General features: G+C 68.7%; 13 protein-coding genes and 1 pseudogene. 6 read left to right on the top strand and 8 right to left on the bottom strand.

Annotated features, from left to right (window positions below; genetic code table 11):
* Positions 1-190: 190 nt before the first annotated feature.
* Positions 191-361: pseudogene (locus ACFY01_RS05315) on the top strand (site-specific integrase); the annotation flags it as partial.
* A gap of 381 nt (positions 362-742) precedes the next feature.
* Here ACFY01_RS05315 and ACFY01_RS05310 read toward each other — a convergent pair.
* On the bottom strand, positions 743-1,984 hold the full coding sequence (locus tag ACFY01_RS05310; protein ID WP_390734301.1) for a phosphatase PAP2 family protein: 1,242 nt from the start codon (positions 1,982-1,984) through the stop codon (positions 743-745).
* Positions 1,985-2,393: 409 nt separating this feature from the next.
* Between ACFY01_RS05310 and ACFY01_RS05305 the strand changes: the two genes are divergently transcribed.
* Both ACFY01_RS05305 and ACFY01_RS05300 read left to right on the top strand, forming a co-directional pair.
* Entirely contained in the window at positions 2,394-2,978 is a 585-nt protein-coding gene (locus tag ACFY01_RS05305; RefSeq protein WP_390734664.1) for a TerD family protein, read from the top strand.
* 294 nt (positions 2,979-3,272) lie between these two features.
* A complete protein-coding gene (locus ACFY01_RS05300; RefSeq protein ID WP_390734300.1) occupies positions 3,273-4,562 on the top strand; it encodes a phosphatase PAP2 family protein in 1,290 nt (429 codons plus the stop codon).
* Between the two features lie 10 nt (positions 4,563-4,572).
* Here ACFY01_RS05300 and ACFY01_RS05295 read toward each other — a convergent pair whose 3' ends face one another.
* Together ACFY01_RS05295 and ACFY01_RS05290 are read right to left on the bottom strand one after the other, a co-directional pair.
* Positions 4,573-5,520, bottom strand: a complete 948-nt coding sequence (locus tag ACFY01_RS05295; protein ID WP_390734663.1) for an alpha/beta fold hydrolase — start codon at positions 5,518-5,520, stop codon at positions 4,573-4,575.
* A 102-nt stretch (positions 5,521-5,622) separates the two neighbouring features.
* Positions 5,623-6,426 carry an SDR family oxidoreductase gene (locus ACFY01_RS05290; protein WP_390734299.1) on the bottom strand — a complete coding sequence of 268 codons (804 nt, stop codon included), beginning with the start codon at positions 6,424-6,426 and terminating at the stop codon, positions 5,623-5,625.
* A gap of 190 nt (positions 6,427-6,616) precedes the next feature.
* Here ACFY01_RS05290 and ACFY01_RS05285 point away from each other — a divergent pair, with 190 nt between their 5' ends.
* Both ACFY01_RS05285 and msrA read left to right on the top strand, forming a co-directional pair.
* Entirely contained in the window at positions 6,617-7,573 is a 957-nt protein-coding gene (locus tag ACFY01_RS05285; RefSeq protein ID WP_390734298.1) for a hypothetical protein, read from the top strand.
* 170 nt (positions 7,574-7,743) lie between these two features.
* The gene (gene msrA, locus ACFY01_RS05280) at positions 7,744-8,265 is read left to right on the top strand and encodes a peptide-methionine (S)-S-oxide reductase MsrA (protein ID WP_390734297.1); all 522 of its coding nucleotides are present in this window, start codon (positions 7,744-7,746) and stop codon (positions 8,263-8,265) included.
* 64 nt (positions 8,266-8,329) lie between these two features.
* Here the strand turns inward: msrA and ACFY01_RS05275 are convergent, their stop codons facing one another.
* The 5 genes from ACFY01_RS05275 to ACFY01_RS05255 form a co-directional block, all read right to left on the bottom strand.
* Positions 8,330-9,403: a fatty acid desaturase family protein gene (locus tag ACFY01_RS05275; RefSeq protein ID WP_390734296.1), complete on the bottom strand. Its 1,074-nt coding sequence runs from the start codon at positions 9,401-9,403 to the stop codon at positions 8,330-8,332.
* Positions 9,404-9,537: 134 nt separating this feature from the next.
* Positions 9,538-10,575, bottom strand: a complete 1,038-nt coding sequence (locus ACFY01_RS05270) for an NlpC/P60 family protein (protein ID WP_390734295.1) — start codon at positions 10,573-10,575, stop codon at positions 9,538-9,540.
* Between the two features lie 135 nt (positions 10,576-10,710).
* Positions 10,711-10,932 (bottom strand): ferredoxin, encoded by a 222-nt coding sequence (locus ACFY01_RS05265; protein WP_390734294.1) that lies wholly within the window; start codon positions 10,930-10,932, stop codon positions 10,711-10,713.
* A complete protein-coding gene (locus ACFY01_RS05260) occupies positions 10,929-12,131 on the bottom strand; it encodes a cytochrome P450 (protein WP_390734293.1) in 1,203 nt (400 codons plus the stop codon). Before ACFY01_RS05260 ends, ACFY01_RS05265 begins: the two co-directional genes overlap by 4 nt.
* Positions 12,132-12,310: 179 nt before the next feature.
* Entirely contained in the window at positions 12,311-13,441 is a 1,131-nt protein-coding gene (locus ACFY01_RS05255; RefSeq protein WP_390734292.1) for a permease, read from the bottom strand.
* Between the two features lie 391 nt (positions 13,442-13,832).
* Here ACFY01_RS05255 and ACFY01_RS05250 point away from each other — a divergent pair, with 391 nt between their 5' ends.
* The gene (locus tag ACFY01_RS05250; RefSeq protein WP_390734291.1) at positions 13,833-16,469 is read left to right on the top strand and encodes a glycosyl hydrolase; all 2,637 of its coding nucleotides are present in this window, start codon (positions 13,833-13,835) and stop codon (positions 16,467-16,469) included.
* Positions 16,470-16,504: the final 35 nt, after the last annotated feature.

Here is a 16,504-nt window from a genome sequence, read left to right as displayed (position 1 = left end):
GAGGCGCTGTCCGGCGCGTACGAGAGGGCCCCATAGACGCGCCGTACGCATCACCGGTGGCCGGCCCCTGTGGGCCCGGCCACCGGTCGGTCAGGGTTCAGCCCCGTGTGCCGCTCGCAGCCGTGACGGGTGTCGCCGGGCGCGCGGCGGTGGCACGGCGGAGCAGAGTAACTCAGGGCCGTGCCGGGACCGCCCGCTGCCGAGGCTGATCCGGGGCCGCATGCGCGGGCCTGTGTTCGTCACCCATCGCCGTCCCGGCCCGGGCAAGGCGGTCTCCCGACGCGATATCTGCCCGTACGCAGGGCTGGCCCGTCTCTCCGACGGGCAGGCCCGCGCGTTGCTGAACCAGCAGACAGCTCTCGCGAATCGGGCAGTTGACTACAGGCTGTGAGGAGGCCGGCAGGGGGTGGGGGAGCGGTGGTCTCTGATGCCATGCGCGCCACTTCCTCGTGTGCGGTGGGGACGGGTACGCGTCGCCACACCGTAGGAAGACGCACGTCAGGGGCACATGTGGTGGGACTGCATAGTTCAGGGCTGGGCTGTGCGCGCTGCCCCCATGCCCGCGTTTCGTACATAGGCCGGGACGAGGAGTTCGGGACGTTTGGTGGATCAGGTCCTCGTCCGCTCCGGATTCCGCATGAATCCTCATGCCGAAGCCTGGTCGCGGCCGTCCACCTGATCCCTCCACAGAACTAGCCGTCCGGCTCCGTCTGTCGGGGGCAACCGTCAACGCATACGTCTCTCAGACTGGTTCGAGTTGCGGTTTCGATTGCCGCGGTGGTGCGGCCGCCGGTTCCCACTCTTTGGTGGTCCGTACGTAGCCGTAAACCACGGAGGCCATCGCAAGAATGAGAAGTGGCCCGAACACCCACGGATGCCTGGCCATTTCCATCGGCAGATAGCGGTACGACACCAAGAGCGCGGCGAAGACCGTCGCGCCGTGGATGACCAGTTGGATTCCTGGCCGGTCCCAGCCGCGTGCGTGCGAGCGCATCGCTGCCTCGATCGTGAGCGCGAACACCACGCCGGCGACGAGATCCGCGCCGTAGTGGTAGCCGAATCCCAGCGTCGCGCCGAGCGTGGCGATCAGCCAGAACGTGCCCGCGATCCGCAGAATCCGTGGGGCGCTGCGGGAGTGGATGAAGATCGCGGTGGCCCACGCCGTGTGCAGGCTGGGCATGCAGTTGCGCGGGGTGATCTCGTCGTATGGCATCGGGTGCGGTGTGTAGGTCGGCGGAGGCGTGTCCGGCCAGAGATTGGCCGCCGCCCAGTGCACGCCGCCGGTGCCGGAGGCGCCCGGGCCGTAGGCGAAGACCGGTCCGACCACCGGGAAGATCATGTAGATGGCCGGGCCGAGGAGGCCGATCGCCAGGAAGGTGCGCACCAGATGATGGCTCGGGAAGCGGCGCTCGACCGCCACGTCACGCAGCTGGTACAGCGCGACGACGACCGCGGCCACCGCAAGCTGGGCGTAGACCAGGTGGAGAACGTGGGGGCCGATCGGGCCGGTGGCCTTGACAACCCGGCCCATCAGCCACGATGGGTTGCCCAGCGCGTGATCGGCGGTGGCGACGTACTGGTCGAGCACCGCCGGGCGGGTCTTCGAGGTGATGAGCAGCCAGGTGTCACCGGTCTTGCGGCCGGCCACCAGCAGCAGGCCCAGCCCGACGCCCTTCAGTAACAGTGTGCGTTCGGCGCCGGTGCGGCGCGCGACGGCGATGACCGCACAGCCCAACATCACCCACAACGCGCCGTTGCCGAAGAAATGCCCGTCGATCGCCTTGGCGTCGAAGGCCCATCGCATCGACGCGAAGACGACGTCGATCCCGATGGCGACACCAGCCGCGATGAACCGTTGGCGCCAGGTGAGCACCACCATCATCAACGCCATACCGCCGTACAGCGGCCCCGGTTTCGGGGCGCATATCAGACCTTTGACCTGGTTGGTGATCGGCCCCGGTTGACCGTAGTGGCGTGCGGCCATCTCCAGTGCGATGAGGAATCCCAGAGCGGCCGCACCCGCTGTGGCCCACAGTAGGGCTCGGCGTTGACGCCGCGCGACCGACGCAACTCTGCCGTTTGTTGACGAAAACACCCGCGACGCTCTAGACATCAATCGTTCGGCCGATTCGATATGGGTTCCATAGGCGAAAAGCGACGACGGCAGTCATCGCAAGCTCGAACATGCTATCGGAGCGGTGTGGTGGCTTGGGCTGGCCAAGTCATCCAGGTGCGGGTCCGTGGAACAGCTTGCCGAGCCGGTGGCGGCATCGTGGACCGCCGCGTGACGCCGACGGAGGTAAGGCGTGCAGACTCCGGCCCGTTGGGTGGAGCAGCAGAAGCTACCGGCACACTTTCCCTGTCGCAGTCCCTTCACCAAGGATGAACCACGCATGATCACGCTCACCAAGGAAGACGGCCCCGCGGATCTGGACGGAGTGACCCATCTGTCGATCGGTGTGTCCTGGGACCCCACCGGGGGTGCCAGCGGCGGCATCATGGGCGCGCTCCGCCGCAAGACCGGCACCGACCTGGACCTGATCGCCATCGCCATGCAAGGTGCGGACCCGGTGCGCCTGGCAGGTCTGGACTCCCTCGACCCCATGGGCAACGGCTCGCTCGTGCACAGCGGCGACAACCAGACCGGACGCGGGGACGGAGACGACGAGACGGTGACCGTGGAGTTCGCGCGGATACCGGGCAACATCACGTCAATCGTGTTCGTCGCTGCTGCCTTCAAGAAGGGCAGTTCCTTCCAGAAGGCGCGCAACATCAGCTTCAAGGTGTACGACGCGACCGGCGGAAGCTCCCAGCAGGTTGCCGACATCTGGCCCAGCCTGCTCACCCAGGACAACGGCTGCGCCGTGGCCAAGGCCATGCGCGTGGGCGCAGCATGGAAGTTGGAAGTGATCAACGTGACCGGGAAGATCAAGCAGGGCGACGAGCACGCCTTGATGCGTTTCGCCATCAGTAAGTAGTGCGTTTCGTGGTGTCCGTCCCGCGTGGCCCAGGGATGCGCGGGACGGGCAGACACACGGTTTCGCGGTAACCCAGAGGAGTTCACCCGCACCGCTCCGCTAGCATGTTCGAACTCACGACGATCGGCCCCCAATGTCCGTCCTGCACTGGAGAAACGCGCCATCCAGCACGGCAAGTGACTTATTCAGCCAACATCTAACAAATCGGCCAAAGAATTGAGATCTATAGCATCGCGGGTGTTTTCGCGGGAAAACCGCAGGAGTGCGTCGGTCGCGTGGCGTCAACCACGGGCGATGCTGTGGACCACGGCAGGTGTGGCCATCCTCGGATTCCTCATCGCGCTGGAGATCGCCGCACGTCGCTACGGCCTGCCCGGGCCGATCGCCAGCCAGGCGCGGGAGGTGATATTCCTCCCCAAGTCAGGCTTCCTGTTGTACGCCAGTCTGGGCTTGATGATGGTGGTGCTCACCCCGCGGCAACGGTACATCGCGGCTGGTGCCGCGATCGGCATCGACATCGTCTTCTTGCTGGTGCGGTTGGCGGTCGGTGCCAAGTTGACCGGCGGCCACCCCTTCGGCAACGGCGCGCTGTGGGTGATTCTGGGCTGCGCGGTCATCGCGGTCACACGGCGCACCGGCCAGGAACGGATGCTGCTGCTGAAGGGTGTCGGGCTGGGCCTGCTGCTGGTGGCCGGCCGCAAGACCGGTGACACCTGGCTGCTCATCACGTCGAGGACCCGCCCGGTGGTGCTCGACCAGTACGTGGCGACCGCCGATCACGCGCTGGGCAACCCGTCGTGGGTGGTGGGCCGGCTCGTCACGGCCAGCGGCCCGGTCGGCGCCCATCTCCTCGACTACGTCTACACCCAGCTGCCGGTGGCCGCGGTCGTCGTCGCCCTCTACCAACTGCGCAACGTGGCGGCAGAGCGCCGCTTCCCGCGACATCACCTGGTGCGCACCTTTCTGGCGATCGGCCTGCTCGGGCCGGCCATCTACATGATCTTCCCGGTGGTCGGACCGGTCTTCGCCTACGGCACCGACGGCGGCCACTGGGCGGTGGCCGACCTGTGGCCCGACACGCCGCCGCCGGTCAACAACCCGCACCCGATGTCGTTCGACGAGATCACCCCGCGCAACTGCATGCCCAGCCTGCACACGGCGTGGGCCACCGCGATCTTCATCCACTCCCGCAGGGGCCCGCGCGTACTGCGCTACGCGGGCGCGTTCTGGCTGGTCGCCACGCTGGGCGCGACGCTGGGCTTCGGCCTCCACTACGGCGCGGACCTCGTGGCCGGCGCGGTGTTCACGCTCACGATCGAGGCGGCTCTGCGCTCGCACGAGCGGGGCTGGGACCGGGCGGGAAACCAATTGGTCGCCCACGGTACGACGGTGTTCGCCGCGCTCCTGGTGTCGTACCGCTGTCTGCCGACGGAGATGGCCGGACATCCGTGGCTTTTCGGACCGCTTCTCGTTCTGGCGATGACCTCAGTGGTCCACGGCTACATACGCACCACCAAACGCTGGGAACTGACGGCCGCGCCAGCGGGGCAACCGGAGCCGGAACCGCAACGCGAACTGGTTTGAGCACCCAGGCTCAGGTACAGGCCCTGAGGAATTCGATGAGGGCCGCGTTCACTTCGTTCGGGCGTTCCTGCTGGGTCCAGTGTCCGCAGCCCGGAAGTTCGAGCGGCCCGCGCCGGAGGCTGGGCATGAGGTCGGGGAGTTTCTCGATGAGTTCGGGTGTGCCGGGGAAGGCGGGGACGGGGTCGCGGTCGCCGTAGACGTACAGGGCGGGGCGGGTGACGACCGCGCCGTGCCACGGAGCGGTGAGTTCCCAGTTGCGGTCGAGGTTGCGGTACCAGTTGAGGGCCCCGGTGAAGCCCTGGGAGAAGCTCTCGGTGAGTGCGTCGAGGTCGTCCTCGGTGAGCCACTCCGGAAGTACCTCGGGGTCCGGCATGCTCGCGAGCCACCCCTGCCCGGGGTGGACCAGCGGCTGCTTGACCGCGCCGGCGTGAGCCGCGTCGCCGGAGGCCGAGTAGAAGAACTTGCGCAGCGCGGTGCGGGTGTCCTCGGCGAACTCGGCATCGGCGACGCCGGGGCGGTTGAAGTAGTTCCAGTAGAAGCGGCCGCCGAACCTCTTGTCCATGGCGGCCAGCGGAGGCTGTGTCCCCCGGAAAGGCGGCGGCACACTCAGGCCGGCCACGCCGAGCACCAGGTCCGGTCGTAGCAGAGCGGTGTGCCACGCGACCGGCGCGCCCCAGTCGTGCCCGACGACGTACGCCTTCTCCTCGCCCAGGGCCTGGATCAGCCCGACGACATCGCCGACCAGGTGGAGGATGGTGTAGGCGTCCACGTCCTCGGGGTGGTCGCTGCGCCCGTATCCACGCTGGTCGGGGGCGACCACCCGGAAGCCCGCGTCCGCGAGTGGGCCGAACTGGTGGTGCCAGGAGTGCCATGACTCGGGGAAGCCGTGCAGGAGCACCACCAGGGGGCCGTCGCCCTGCTCGGCGATGTGCAGCCGAACGCCGTTCACGTCGACCATTCGATGCTCGACCATGTTCCTGAGCCTACGTGCCGTGAAGCCGCCCGGAGGTGATCAGAGCCCGCCCGCTCCGGCTCTGCGACGCCTCATGCGCACGCGGAACTAGGCCAATCCGCCGTTGCTCATGAGGAGTTGCCCGTTGATCCACTGACCCTGCGGTGAGCAGAGGAAATCAACGAGGTGGGCCGTGTCCTGCGGGGTGCCGAGACGGCCGAGCGGCGTCTGGCGCAGCACCGATGCGCGGTCTTCCTCCGTCATCCAACCGGTGTCCACCGGACCCGGGTTGATGACGTTGGCGGTGACGCCGAGGTGAGCGAACTCGTGCGCGGCGGCCAGGGTGATGCGGTCCAGGGCGCCCTTGCTCGCGCCGTAGGGGAGGTTGCCGACGGTGTGGTCGCTGGTGAGCGCGATGATCCGGCCGCTGCCCGGGGCGGCGGCGAAGCGCCGGCCGTACTCGCGGATCAGCAGCCAGGTGGCGCGGGCGTTGACCGCGAAGTGCCGGTCGAAGCTTTCGACAGTGGTGTCGAGCAGGCCGGAGTCGACCGACTCGCAGTGGCACATCACCAGGGCGGTGACGCTGCCCAGACCGCGTTCGACCTCGTCGAAGACACGGGCCGGAGTGTCCGGGTCGGCGAGGTCCGCCTCGACGGCCGTGGTGGCGGCACCGTTCTCCGCGAGGGCATCGATGATCGCCCTGGTCGCGCCGGGCTCGCGGCCCCAGGCCATGCGCTCGTCGTAGGGGGTCCAGTAGGTGAAGGCGACGTCCCAGCCGGAGGCGGACAGCCGGCGCGCGACACCCGCGCCGATACCGATGGTGCGCCCCACCCCGGTGACCAGGGCGAGCGGCCGCGCCGACGGGTGGGCCTGACCGGGGGCGGGGTGTCCTTGGCCGCTGTTCGTTGTCACGGTCCGAGATCGTCCACGACGGGAATCGGCGGCACAACCAGGTTTTCGGCAGCCGCGAGGAGTGGTGCTTCGGGGGAATCCATGTGCGTCTGTATCGGCATACGAGCGAGTAACCCCAGCTGAGACGTGTAATCCATAACGATGTCGGCTCGGGTCTTGTGTGATTCCTCGTCCCGTTTAGCTTCCCGTCATGGCCATTCTCTCAAGTCGCCGCAGAAGATCCCGCCTTGCCCCGGAACTCGACGACCGGGACCTGGGCAAGCTGTTGAAGTCTCTGCGGGCGACCACCAGGTCGGGAACGATCGCGACGACGGACTTGTGCGTGGCGCAGATCTCCCGTCTGCTGGAGCGGGATCCGGGCGACTGGGACCGGCGGGCGCACCGCATCGGCGTCCTGGCGGACTTCCTGGCCGGATCGCATCTGCCGCGCTCCTGGGCCAAGCGAGAGCCGCGCAACGGGGACGCGCTCGTGCTGTACGCATGGAGCGAGCTGGCCCGCGGCCGCTCCCAGGGGAGCCTGGAGGACGCGGCCGGTGTGATCGACAGCTGTTTCCGGGCCGCCGAGCTCGCTCCGGAGGACCCCACCCCGTGGGTGGTCGCCCTGGGAGCGGCCCGTTTGGAGCGCTGGCAGCAGCCGCAGGTGTTCGGAGTGTGGAACGAGGTTCTCGTGCGCGACCGCTGGAACCGCGAGGCCTACCAGAACATGCTCGGCTATCTCACTCCGGAGGAAGCGGGGTCGCGCATCCAGGTTCTGGAGTTCGTGGACGCCCTGCGCGCACGCATGCCCGCGAACGTGCCCTGCGTGGGGACGGAACTCACCGCCCAGGTGTTCCAGTACCAGTCCGTCCTCGGCCGGGGAGGCTTCGAAGCGCTGGTGGCGCGGAACCACTGGTCCCAGACGGCGGCCACCCAGGCCCTCGACCGCGTGGCCCACACCTGGGTGCAGCCGGGACTGCTCCGTCACGCCAGTGCCCTCGCGGACCTCAACATCCTCGCCTACGCGCTGATGGCCGCCGACCGGCGCCACGAAGCCCGTGCGGCCTTCGAGGCACTCGGCGGCGTCGTCACCCCTTGGCCCTGGCAGGCGGGCGGCGACCCGCTGGACGAGTTCGAGCAGGCGCAGCGCAGAGCGTCCGCCGGCGGGTGATCCGCCTCCCGGTGAGCGGACGGTTCGGCGCCGCTGCCCGGGCGCGCGCCCGGGCCCGTGAACGGCTCGCGGCTCGATGATCACCCGCCGGTGGTAATAAGCTGGATGAACGTGAGAACCGTACGTCAACGAACGCGCCGGACAGCGGCTCGAACGTGAGGGAGCAACCGATGACATCGCAGACCGAGCGGGCCGTGCTGGCGGGCGGTTGCTTCTGGGGCATGCAGGACCTGATCCGCAAGCAGCCGGGCGTGGTGTCCACCCGCGTCGGGTACAGCGGCGGCGACACGCCGAACGCCACGTACCGCAACCATGGCGACCACGCGGAGGCCATCGAGATCCTCTTCGACCCCATGGCCACGAGCTACCGCGACATCCTGGAGTTCTTCTTCCAGATCCACGACCCGACGACGAGGGACCGCCAGGGCAACGACATCGGGCGCAGCTACCGGTCGGCCATCTTCTACACCGACGAGGAACAGCACCGCGTCGCCCTGGACACCATCGGGGACGTCGAGGCCAGCGGCCTGTGGCCGGGCAAGGTGGTCACCGAGGTGGCGCCCGTGGGCGACTTCTGGGAGGCCGAGCCCGAGCACCAGGACTATCTGGAACGCTACCCGAACGGCTACACCTGCCACTTCCCGCGACCGAACTGGAAGCTGCCGCGCCGGACCTCGTCCCCGGCCAGCTGAAGACCCATGGGCTGAACGTGCCTCGTCGCCTCGTGCTGCTGCCGAGGCACGTTCCCCTCGCTGATCACGCCCTGCGCCGCTGCCTGATCGGCTCTCCCACGCGGTGCATGTGCGTCAGGGCCTCGCGGTAGGACCGGATCAGTCCGGTCTCGTGGTACGGCACCCCGATCTCGGCGCAGTACTGCCGCACGATGACCTGGGCCCGACGCAGATGGACCGTGGGCATGCCAGGGAACAGGTGGTGCTCGATCTGGTAGTTGAGCCCGCCCAGCATCACGTCGGTGAGCCGGCCGCCGCGCACGTTGCGTGACGTCAGCACCTGCCGCCGCAGGAAGTCGAGTTGCTGGTCACCGGTGAGCGTGGGCATGCCCTTGTGGTTGGGAGCGAAGGTGCAGCCCAGGTAGACGCCGAACAGGCACTGGTTGACGACGAGGAACGCCACCGCCTTGCCCGGCGAGAGCACCAGGAACAGGGCGGAGAGAAGAGCGGCGATGTGCAGCAGGAGCAGAGCGCCCTCCAGCAGGCGGTTCTTCATGAAGGGTGAGCGCAGCGCCCGCAGACTCGAGACGTGCAGGTTGAACCCTTCCAGGGTCAGCAACGGGAAGAACAGCAGGGCCTGGTGCCCCCCGATGAGGCGGGCCACGCCCCGGCTCGCGCGGGCCTGTTCGGTGGACCACACCAGGATGTCCGGGGCGACATCGGGGTCCAGTTCCTCATGGTTGGGATGGGCGTGGTGGCGGGTGTGCTTGTTCATCCACCACCCGTAGCTCATGCCGATACCGAGATTCCCGAAGAGCCGTCCTCCGATCTCGCTGTGCCGGCGACGCCGGAAGACCTGCCGGTGGGCCAGGTCGTGCGCCACCAGGGCGACCTGCCCGAACACCACGGCGAGAAAGGCGGCCACGGCCAGTTGCCACCAGGTGTCGCCGAGCGCGAAGAAGGCTCCCCAGCCGACGGCGAACAGCCCGATCACGAGACCGAGCCGCACCGTGTAGTAGCCGGGGCGCCGCTCCAACAGGCCGGCCTCGGCGATCCGTTGGGACAGTCTGGCGAAGTCGCTGCCGGTGCCGGTGCGCGACGTGCCCGGGTCGACGGCGGAGCGACCAGGTGCGACGGAGGTATCGGGAGGGATCGTCATGCCGAGAATTCTGGAGACGGCCCTCCTGCCCGAAGAAGCCTGCCAGCCACCGTACGCATCCGAGGCCGGCCCCACCGGCCTTGGGGGGTTTTCCCCAGGGCGCGTCCGTAACCGCAGTTGAGCAGAGGTGCGGGTCAGACGCGGACACCGAACATGAACGGGCCGCCGATGGTGTCCATCGACTCGTACCGTACGACCGTGCCGGTGCGAGGGGCGTGGAGGATCTGGCCGTTGCCCGCGTACAGGCCGACGTGGTGCAGGTCGTTGAAGAAGAAGACCAGGTCGCCCACCTGGAGCTGGCTCCGCGTGAGGCGGGTGCCGATACCCGTCTGCGCCTCGGAGGTGCGCGGGATGGAGACGCCGGCCTGGGCGTAGGCCCACGAGGTCAGGCCCGAGCAGTCGTAGGAGGACGGGCCGGTGGCGCCGTAGACGTAGGGCGTGCCGATCTTGCTCTTGGCGGCGGCGAAGGCGGCGGCGGCACGGCCGGAGGCGGTCGGGGTGTCGCCGAGGTTCACCCGCTCGGTGGAGGAGCGGCTGGCGCGCTCCTGCTGGGCGGCGAGATCCGCCTTCTCCTTGGCCGTCAGGGAGTTGAGGAGCTTCTGCGCCTCGGCGAGCTTGCCCTGGACTTCCTTCTTCTTCTTGCCCAGCTCGGTGCGGGTGGAGGCGAGGTCCTTGAGCTTCTCGGTCGCCTCGGCGCGCTCCTGGGCGAGTTCGCGCTGTTTGTCCTGGATCTTCTTCAGGGCCTCGACCTGCTGGCTGCTCAACTGGTCGAGCGTGGAGGCCTTGTCGAGGTAGTCGTCCGGGTCGGAGGACAGCAGCAGCTGGACCGAGGGGTCGATGCCGCCGGAGCGGTACTGGGCGGTGGCCATCGAACCCAGGCCGTCGCGCAGCTTGTTGAGGTCCTCCTGGCCGCGGGCGACGTTGTCCTGGATGGTGAAGATCTCCTTCTGGAGCTTCCCCTGCTTCTCCTTGGCCCCGTTGTACTTCTCGGTGGCCTGCTCCGCCTCCTCGTAGAGCTTGTCGACCTTCGCCTTGACCTCGCTCTTGCTCGGCTTCGCGCTCGGCGCGGCGTTGGCGGCGTTCGCGCTGAGCGCGACGGCGGCGGCAGCCGCGGTGGTCAGCACGGTCACACGTGTGCGGCTGGGCTGCTTGGGTCGACGATGTGACGCCACGGTCACTCCTTCTGAGTGATCACCTGAGCGGGGGTTCGAGCAGACCTTAATGACTTTCTTACGATCAGATCAAATGTTTGCATGGAGAACCTCCTTCGTCGTGCGCTTCTCGGTCGCGGTGCGGCCGCCCCGGCGTCAGGAGCCGCCGGGTTCCGGCTCGTTGAGGGTGATCGCCCCGGAGGGGCAGACCCCGGCGGCCATCCGTGCGGCCGCGCGATGTGCGAGGGGCGGTTCGGCGTTCAGCAGGAGCACCCGGCCGTCGTCGGGATCCTGGTCGAAGACTTCGGGGGCGGTCAGGGCGCACATCCCGGCGCCGATGCAACGCTCACGGTCGACGAGCGGACGCGTCGTCGTCATGACCGCTCCTTGTCCCAGGTGACCGGCAGGCTCTTCACGCCGTAGATGTCCGCGGCCTCCGGGCGCAGGCCGACTTCTTCCGCCGCTACGGCGAGGCGCAGTGTGGGGAACCGGTCGACCAGCGCGCGGAACGCGACCCGCATCTCGACGCGGGCCAGCTGCTGGCCCAGGCACTGGTGGATGCCGTGGCTGAAGGCCAGGTGCCCGCTCACGTCCTGCCGCCGGAGGTCGAGCACGTGCGGGTCGGCGAAGCGTTCGGGGTCACGGTTGGCGGTGTTGTACGACAGGACGACCGTCGTGCCGGCCTCGATGGTCCGGCCGCCCAGCTCGACGTCCTCGAGGGCCGTCCTCATGAACGTCTTGGCGACGCTCAGATACCGCAGCAACTCCTCCACGGCCCTGTCGGTGAGCGCGGGGTCGGCGCGCAGTGCGGCCAGTTGCGCCGGGTGCTGGAGCAGCGCGAAGGTGCCCAGGGACAGCATGTTCGCGGTGGTGTCGAATCCGGCGGCCAGCAGGATCAGGCTGATCCCCTTCAGCTCCTCATCGGTCAGATCGCTGTCGGTGAGTTCACTGAGCACGTCGTCGGTGGGGTTCGCGCGCTTGGCGGCCACCAGGTCCGCGAGGTACTCCTGGGTCGCGGTGTAGGCCGCCAGCAGCTCCTCGTCGCTCGTCTCCCCGCCCATGAACGTGTCGATCTGCTCCTGGAAGGAGCCCCGGTCCTCGTACGGCACCCCCAGCAGCTCACAGATGACGATGGTGGGGATGGGCTTGGCGAACGCGGTCACCAGGTCCGTCGGCGGCCCGGCCTTCTCCATCGCGTCCAGGCAGTCGGCGGTGATCTGCTCGATGCGCTCGGTGAGAAGCCGCATCCGCCGGACCGTGAACCTGCCTACCAGCGGCTTGCGATAGCGCCCGTGCTGCGGTTCGTCCATCAGGAGGAACTCGCCGGGCGGCGCCGGAGGAACCTCGAAGTCGCCGACGTTCAGGAGTTCCTTCCGCGAGCTGAACCGCGAATCGGCCAGGACCGACCTGACCAGGTCGTATCCGGTGATCAGCCAGCCTGGCTTTCCGCCGGGGTGGGTGTAGCGGCTGATGGGGCCGTGCCGGCGTGCGTCGAGCAGCTCGGCCGGCGGGTCGAAGGGGCAGCCGGACCGGCGTGCCGTCGGCAGCGTTGTGACGGTGTGGAGGGACTCGCTCACAGCATTCCTCGTTTCGCGACATTGCGTGTTGAAGGATGCTCGAACGCTACGTTGCGTTCAGGATTGCGTCAACGCACTAAAGGCCGTCATGCCAGGTGAGTGGCGGTAAATTGATGCAATGACGCTGCCACTGAATGCAATGAGGCGTTGCAATGAATGGTGGCGAAGGCAATGCCGTCTCAGGGTGAGCCGCCCATCATCCGCAGCATCGCCGGACCTCCGGTGCGCAGGAAGCGCACGACCAGGACGGCGGCCAGCAGCAGGAAGGCGATGTTGAGCCAGGTCGTGTAGTTCCAGCTCACACCCTCCTCGGGAATCCTCGCGTCGGCCTGGTCGGGGACGAGGCCCAGGCTGCCGAAGAGGAATTCCACGACGTATCCGGCGATCACCATGGCGGCGTAGAAGGTGACCGCGAGGAACGCGGCCATCCGGGCTCCGTAGTACTTCCGGTAGATGTTGAGGATCGGCAGGATCAGCAGGTCGGCGTAGATGAAGGCGATCACCCCGCCGAAACTGATGCCGCTCTTCCACAGCACCACCGCGAGCGGCACATTGCCGATGGAGCACACGAACGTCGCGATGGCCACCAGCGGCCCGACGAGCGGCCCGACCAGCTTCGCCGCGAGGGGGTGGCCGTCGAGGAAGAAGCCGCGCCAGAAGTCGGCGGGCACCCATGCGGCGATCGCGCCCGCGATCAGCAGGCCGGCCACCAGATCGCGCAGGATCGCCACCCACTCCATGACGAAGATGTGCGACACCGAGGTGAAGCCGTCGCGGGACAGCAGGCGACGGGTGAAGCCGCCCGCGCCCCGCACCGACATGTCCATCGCCGCATGCCCCTCCATGGACCCCGCCAGCCCGCGCTCGGCCTGTTCCCGTGCCCGGTGCAGCAACCGCTCACGGAGGAACACACGGAACAGCACGGCGAGTACGACGATCATGACGGGCCCACCGACGAACTCCGCGGCGGTGAACTGCCAGCCCATCAGCAAGGCGAGGATCACGCCCAGTTCGACGACCAGGTTGGTCGACGCGATCTCGAAGGCCATGGCCGCGGTGAAGTCCGCGCCCTTGCGGAACAGCGAGCGGGCCAGGGCGACGGCGGCGTAGGAGCATGAGGACGAGGCCGCGCCGAACCCCGTCGACAGCGCCAGCGTGCGTGGCCGGTCGTCCCCGAGCAGCCGTACGACCGTCTCCCGGCGGACCACGGCCTGCACGACGGCGGACAGGAGGAAGCCGAGGATCAGCGCCCAGGTGATCTCCCAGGTCATCGATCCGGCAATGGACAGGGCGTGTCCGATCGCGTGCATCGTTTCCGCACCCTTCGCCGCACGGGTTCCGTAACCCGAACAGGTATCCCCCGGGGGTAGGGCACACACACCGGACGTGCACTGACGAGTGGCTGCCCTGCCGCCTCGTCACCTGGGCCTTGGCCGGTGGGCGGCGAGGCGTTCGCGAGCCTCCGTGCAAGCGTCCGCGTCGATCTCGCCGGAGGCCCACGCGGCGAGGCCGATCAGTGCGATCCACAGCAGGCTCTTCGGTCCTTGTGCCGAGCCGTCCGGCACCGGGGTCTCGCGGCCCTTCTCCCCTCCTGCCGCAATGACAGGTTCTGGTCAAAGATTGACCAAACGTCGGAAGTCTCCTCCCGTGAGTGATCGGGTCTCCTGCGACGGCCGTATCACTGCCCGTTTGGAGGCTCTGGTGTCAGCACCAACCCGTAAGAGACGATGGCTCACGACCTGCGCCATCGCCGCATCCGCCGGACTCGTCGCGATACCCGCGAGCGCCGCCCCTGGTGGCCACGGCAGCCCCTTCGGCGCTCGTGCACTCGCCCGGCTCGCCGCCGAGCGCGAGCACTCGGTGGGCGCCGTCTCGCCCAAGGTCAAGGCGGAGGACGGCGACGACGGCAACGAGGCCGACGAGATAGCCGAGGGTGCGGACCAGTACGCCGAAGCGCGTACCTCGCCCGGGATCGTCGCGCCGGGCGCGTACGGCGCGGCCTGGCGTGGTCTGACCAAGCTGCCCGGCACCAAGGGCAGTTGGCGGCACATCACCGGACTGCCGTACGACTCGGACGACCCGCGCTACCGCGACGTCGACTCCAACTCAAGCGGCGGCTCGGGCAACGTCACCGGACGGATGGCCGCGATGGCCGCCGACGACGACGGCTATGTGTACGCGGGCAGCGCGGGCGGCGGGGTGTGGCGCTCGCGCACCGGCGGCGGCCACTGGCAGCCCGTCAGCGACCGGCTGCCCTCCCAGTCCACCGGTGCCCTCGCCCTCGACGGCGCCGGCCGGCTGTGGCTGGGCACCGGCGAGGCGAACACCAACGCCGACGCGTACCTCGGCAGCGGCGTGTACGTGCTGTCCGACCCGCACCACGGCACCTTCTCCACACGCAGCCGGGTCGGCGGTGACGAGCTGGAGAGCACCACCATCCGGCAGCTCCGCTTCGGCGGCGGCAAGGTGTGGGCGGCGACCGGCGAAGGCGTGTGGAGTCACTCCACGAAGAAACTGAGCGGCGCCTGGAAGCTGGAGTTCGCCCCCAACCCCGACTATCTGCCGGGCGGTTCGAAGGCGACCGACGCCGCCGCCGCGTACAAGAACATCACCAACGACATAGCCGTCGACCCCAAGGACCCCTCCAAGGTGGTCCTCGCGGTCGGCTGGCGCAGCGGCGACGACTACAACGGCTTCTACACCAGGTCCGGCGGCAGCTGGCAGCGGATCACCAGCGGCTTCGGTGACCTGCCGACCGACGCCGACAACGTCGGCACGGTCACCTTCGCCCGCTCCGCCGACGGCTCGCGCTACTACGCCATCGACCAGTCGCCCGAGCAGATGGCCTCCAACCCGGACAGCGGACTGGCAGGCATCTACAGCGCCGCCTCGCCGTTCGGCCCCTGGACGAAGATCGCCGACTACAAGCAGCTGGCCGCCGACGGCTCGGCGCTGACCACCGCCGGCTACATGCCGGGCGTGCAGGCCTGGTACAACCAGTTCCTCACCGTCGACCCGGCCGACCCCAAGCACGTCTACGCCGGTCTGGAAGAGGTCTACGAGTCCAAGGACGGCGGCAGCACCTGGTCGACCGTGGGCCCGTACTGGAACTTCCCGTTCTCCTGCTGGAGCATCGACCCGGCCCGGCAGACCGGGAGTTGCAACCAGACGACGCACTCCGACCAGCACGGCGTCGCGATCGGCCGCTACCACGGCAAGAGCTACGTGTATGTCGGCAACGACGGCGGTGCCTACAAGCGCCCGGTCGACGGTGCCCAGGACACCTCCGGGCACGCCACCGACTGGACGTCCCTCAACGACGGCACCATCGACACCTTGCAGTACTACTCGGTGGGCATCGGCAAGGACCTGGACCACGGCGGTGTCTCCGTCACCGGCGGTCTCCAGGACAACGGGCAGTCCGTCCTGCGCAGCAACGACAAGGTGATGGGCTCCGACTTCGGCGGCGACGGCGGCGACACCCTCACCGACCCCGCCAACGGCTGTGACATCGCCGAGGAGTACGTGTACCTCGCCGTCCAGGTCACCCAGAACTGCGCCGTCAACGACGGCTCCTGGACCACCGACCCCGGCAAGGCCACCTCGTACAACGTCGCGCCGGCCGACAACGCCACCAGCGAGGCCCGCTTCATCGCCCCGCTCGCGACGGACCTGAAGAACAGCTCGACCTGGATCGCGGGCGGCCGCCACATCTGGGTGCAGACCCAGGGCTACGCCATCCGCAGCGGCTCGGACTGGAAGAGCGTGTACGACCTGGGGGCCGGCCGCACCGCCACCGCTGTCGCCGCCTCGGGCGGCAAGGTCTACGCGGCCTGGTGCGGCCCCTGCAACAACCAGGGCTTCGCCCGCGGCATCTCCGTCGGCAACGCGGACGGCACCGGCTGGCACGACATCAACCTGCCGGCGGACGGGACCGTACCCAACCGCTACCTCAGCGGGTTCGCCGTCGACCCCGGCAACGCCGACCACGTGTACCTCGCGGTCAACGGCTTCTCCCGGCACTGGACCGAAGGGCCCGGTGCGGGCGTCGGCCACGTCTTCGAGTCCCGTGACGGCGGCACCACCTGGAAGGACATCTCCGCGAACCTTCCCGACGTGCCCACCAACTCCGCGGTGGTCACGGCTGACGGCGGCCTCGCCCTCGCCACCGACCTCGGTGTCGTCTACCGCGCGCCGGGCCGCACGAAGTGGCAGCGCGTCGGCTCCCTTCCGGCCGTCGCCGTGCTGCAACTGAAGCTCAGCCCCGACGGCACGACCCTGTACGCGGCCACGCACGGCCGCGGCATCCACACGATCAGGGTGCGCGACCTCGACTGAGGCCCACGCGGCCGACACACGGTGGAGGGGCGGCC

The organism is Streptomyces sp. NPDC001480 (genome assembly GCF_042894725.1).
Taxonomy (GTDB): Bacteria; Actinomycetota; Actinomycetes; order Streptomycetales; family Streptomycetaceae; genus Streptomyces.
The sequence above is the reverse complement of the archived record's forward strand: the minus strand, read 5'-3'. Positions and strand labels throughout refer to the sequence as shown.

Excerpts from the sequence above, each read along its gene's own strand:
- ACFY01_RS05310 (WP_390734301.1), bottom strand. The coding sequence starts at position 1,984 with ATGGCCGCACGCCACTACGGTCAACCGGGGCCGATCACCAACCAGGTC.
- ACFY01_RS05305 (WP_390734664.1), top strand. The coding sequence starts at position 2,394 with ATGATCACGCTCACCAAGGAAGACGGCCCCGCGGATCTGGACGGAGTG.
- ACFY01_RS05300 (WP_390734300.1), top strand. The coding sequence starts at position 3,273 with ATGCTGTGGACCACGGCAGGTGTGGCCATCCTCGGATTCCTCATCGCG.
- ACFY01_RS05295 (WP_390734663.1), bottom strand. The coding sequence starts at position 5,520 with ATGGTCGACGTGAACGGCGTTCGGCTGCACATCGCCGAGCAGGGCGAC.
- ACFY01_RS05285 (WP_390734298.1), top strand. The coding sequence starts at position 6,617 with ATGGCCATTCTCTCAAGTCGCCGCAGAAGATCCCGCCTTGCCCCGGAA.
- msrA (WP_390734297.1), top strand. The coding sequence starts at position 7,744 with ATGACATCGCAGACCGAGCGGGCCGTGCTGGCGGGCGGTTGCTTCTGG.
- ACFY01_RS05275 (WP_390734296.1), bottom strand. The coding sequence starts at position 9,403 with ATGACGATCCCTCCCGATACCTCCGTCGCACCTGGTCGCTCCGCCGTC.
- ACFY01_RS05265 (WP_390734294.1), bottom strand. The coding sequence starts at position 10,932 with ATGACGACGACGCGTCCGCTCGTCGACCGTGAGCGTTGCATCGGCGCC.
- ACFY01_RS05255 (WP_390734292.1), bottom strand. The coding sequence starts at position 13,441 with ATGCACGCGATCGGACACGCCCTGTCCATTGCCGGATCGATGACCTGG.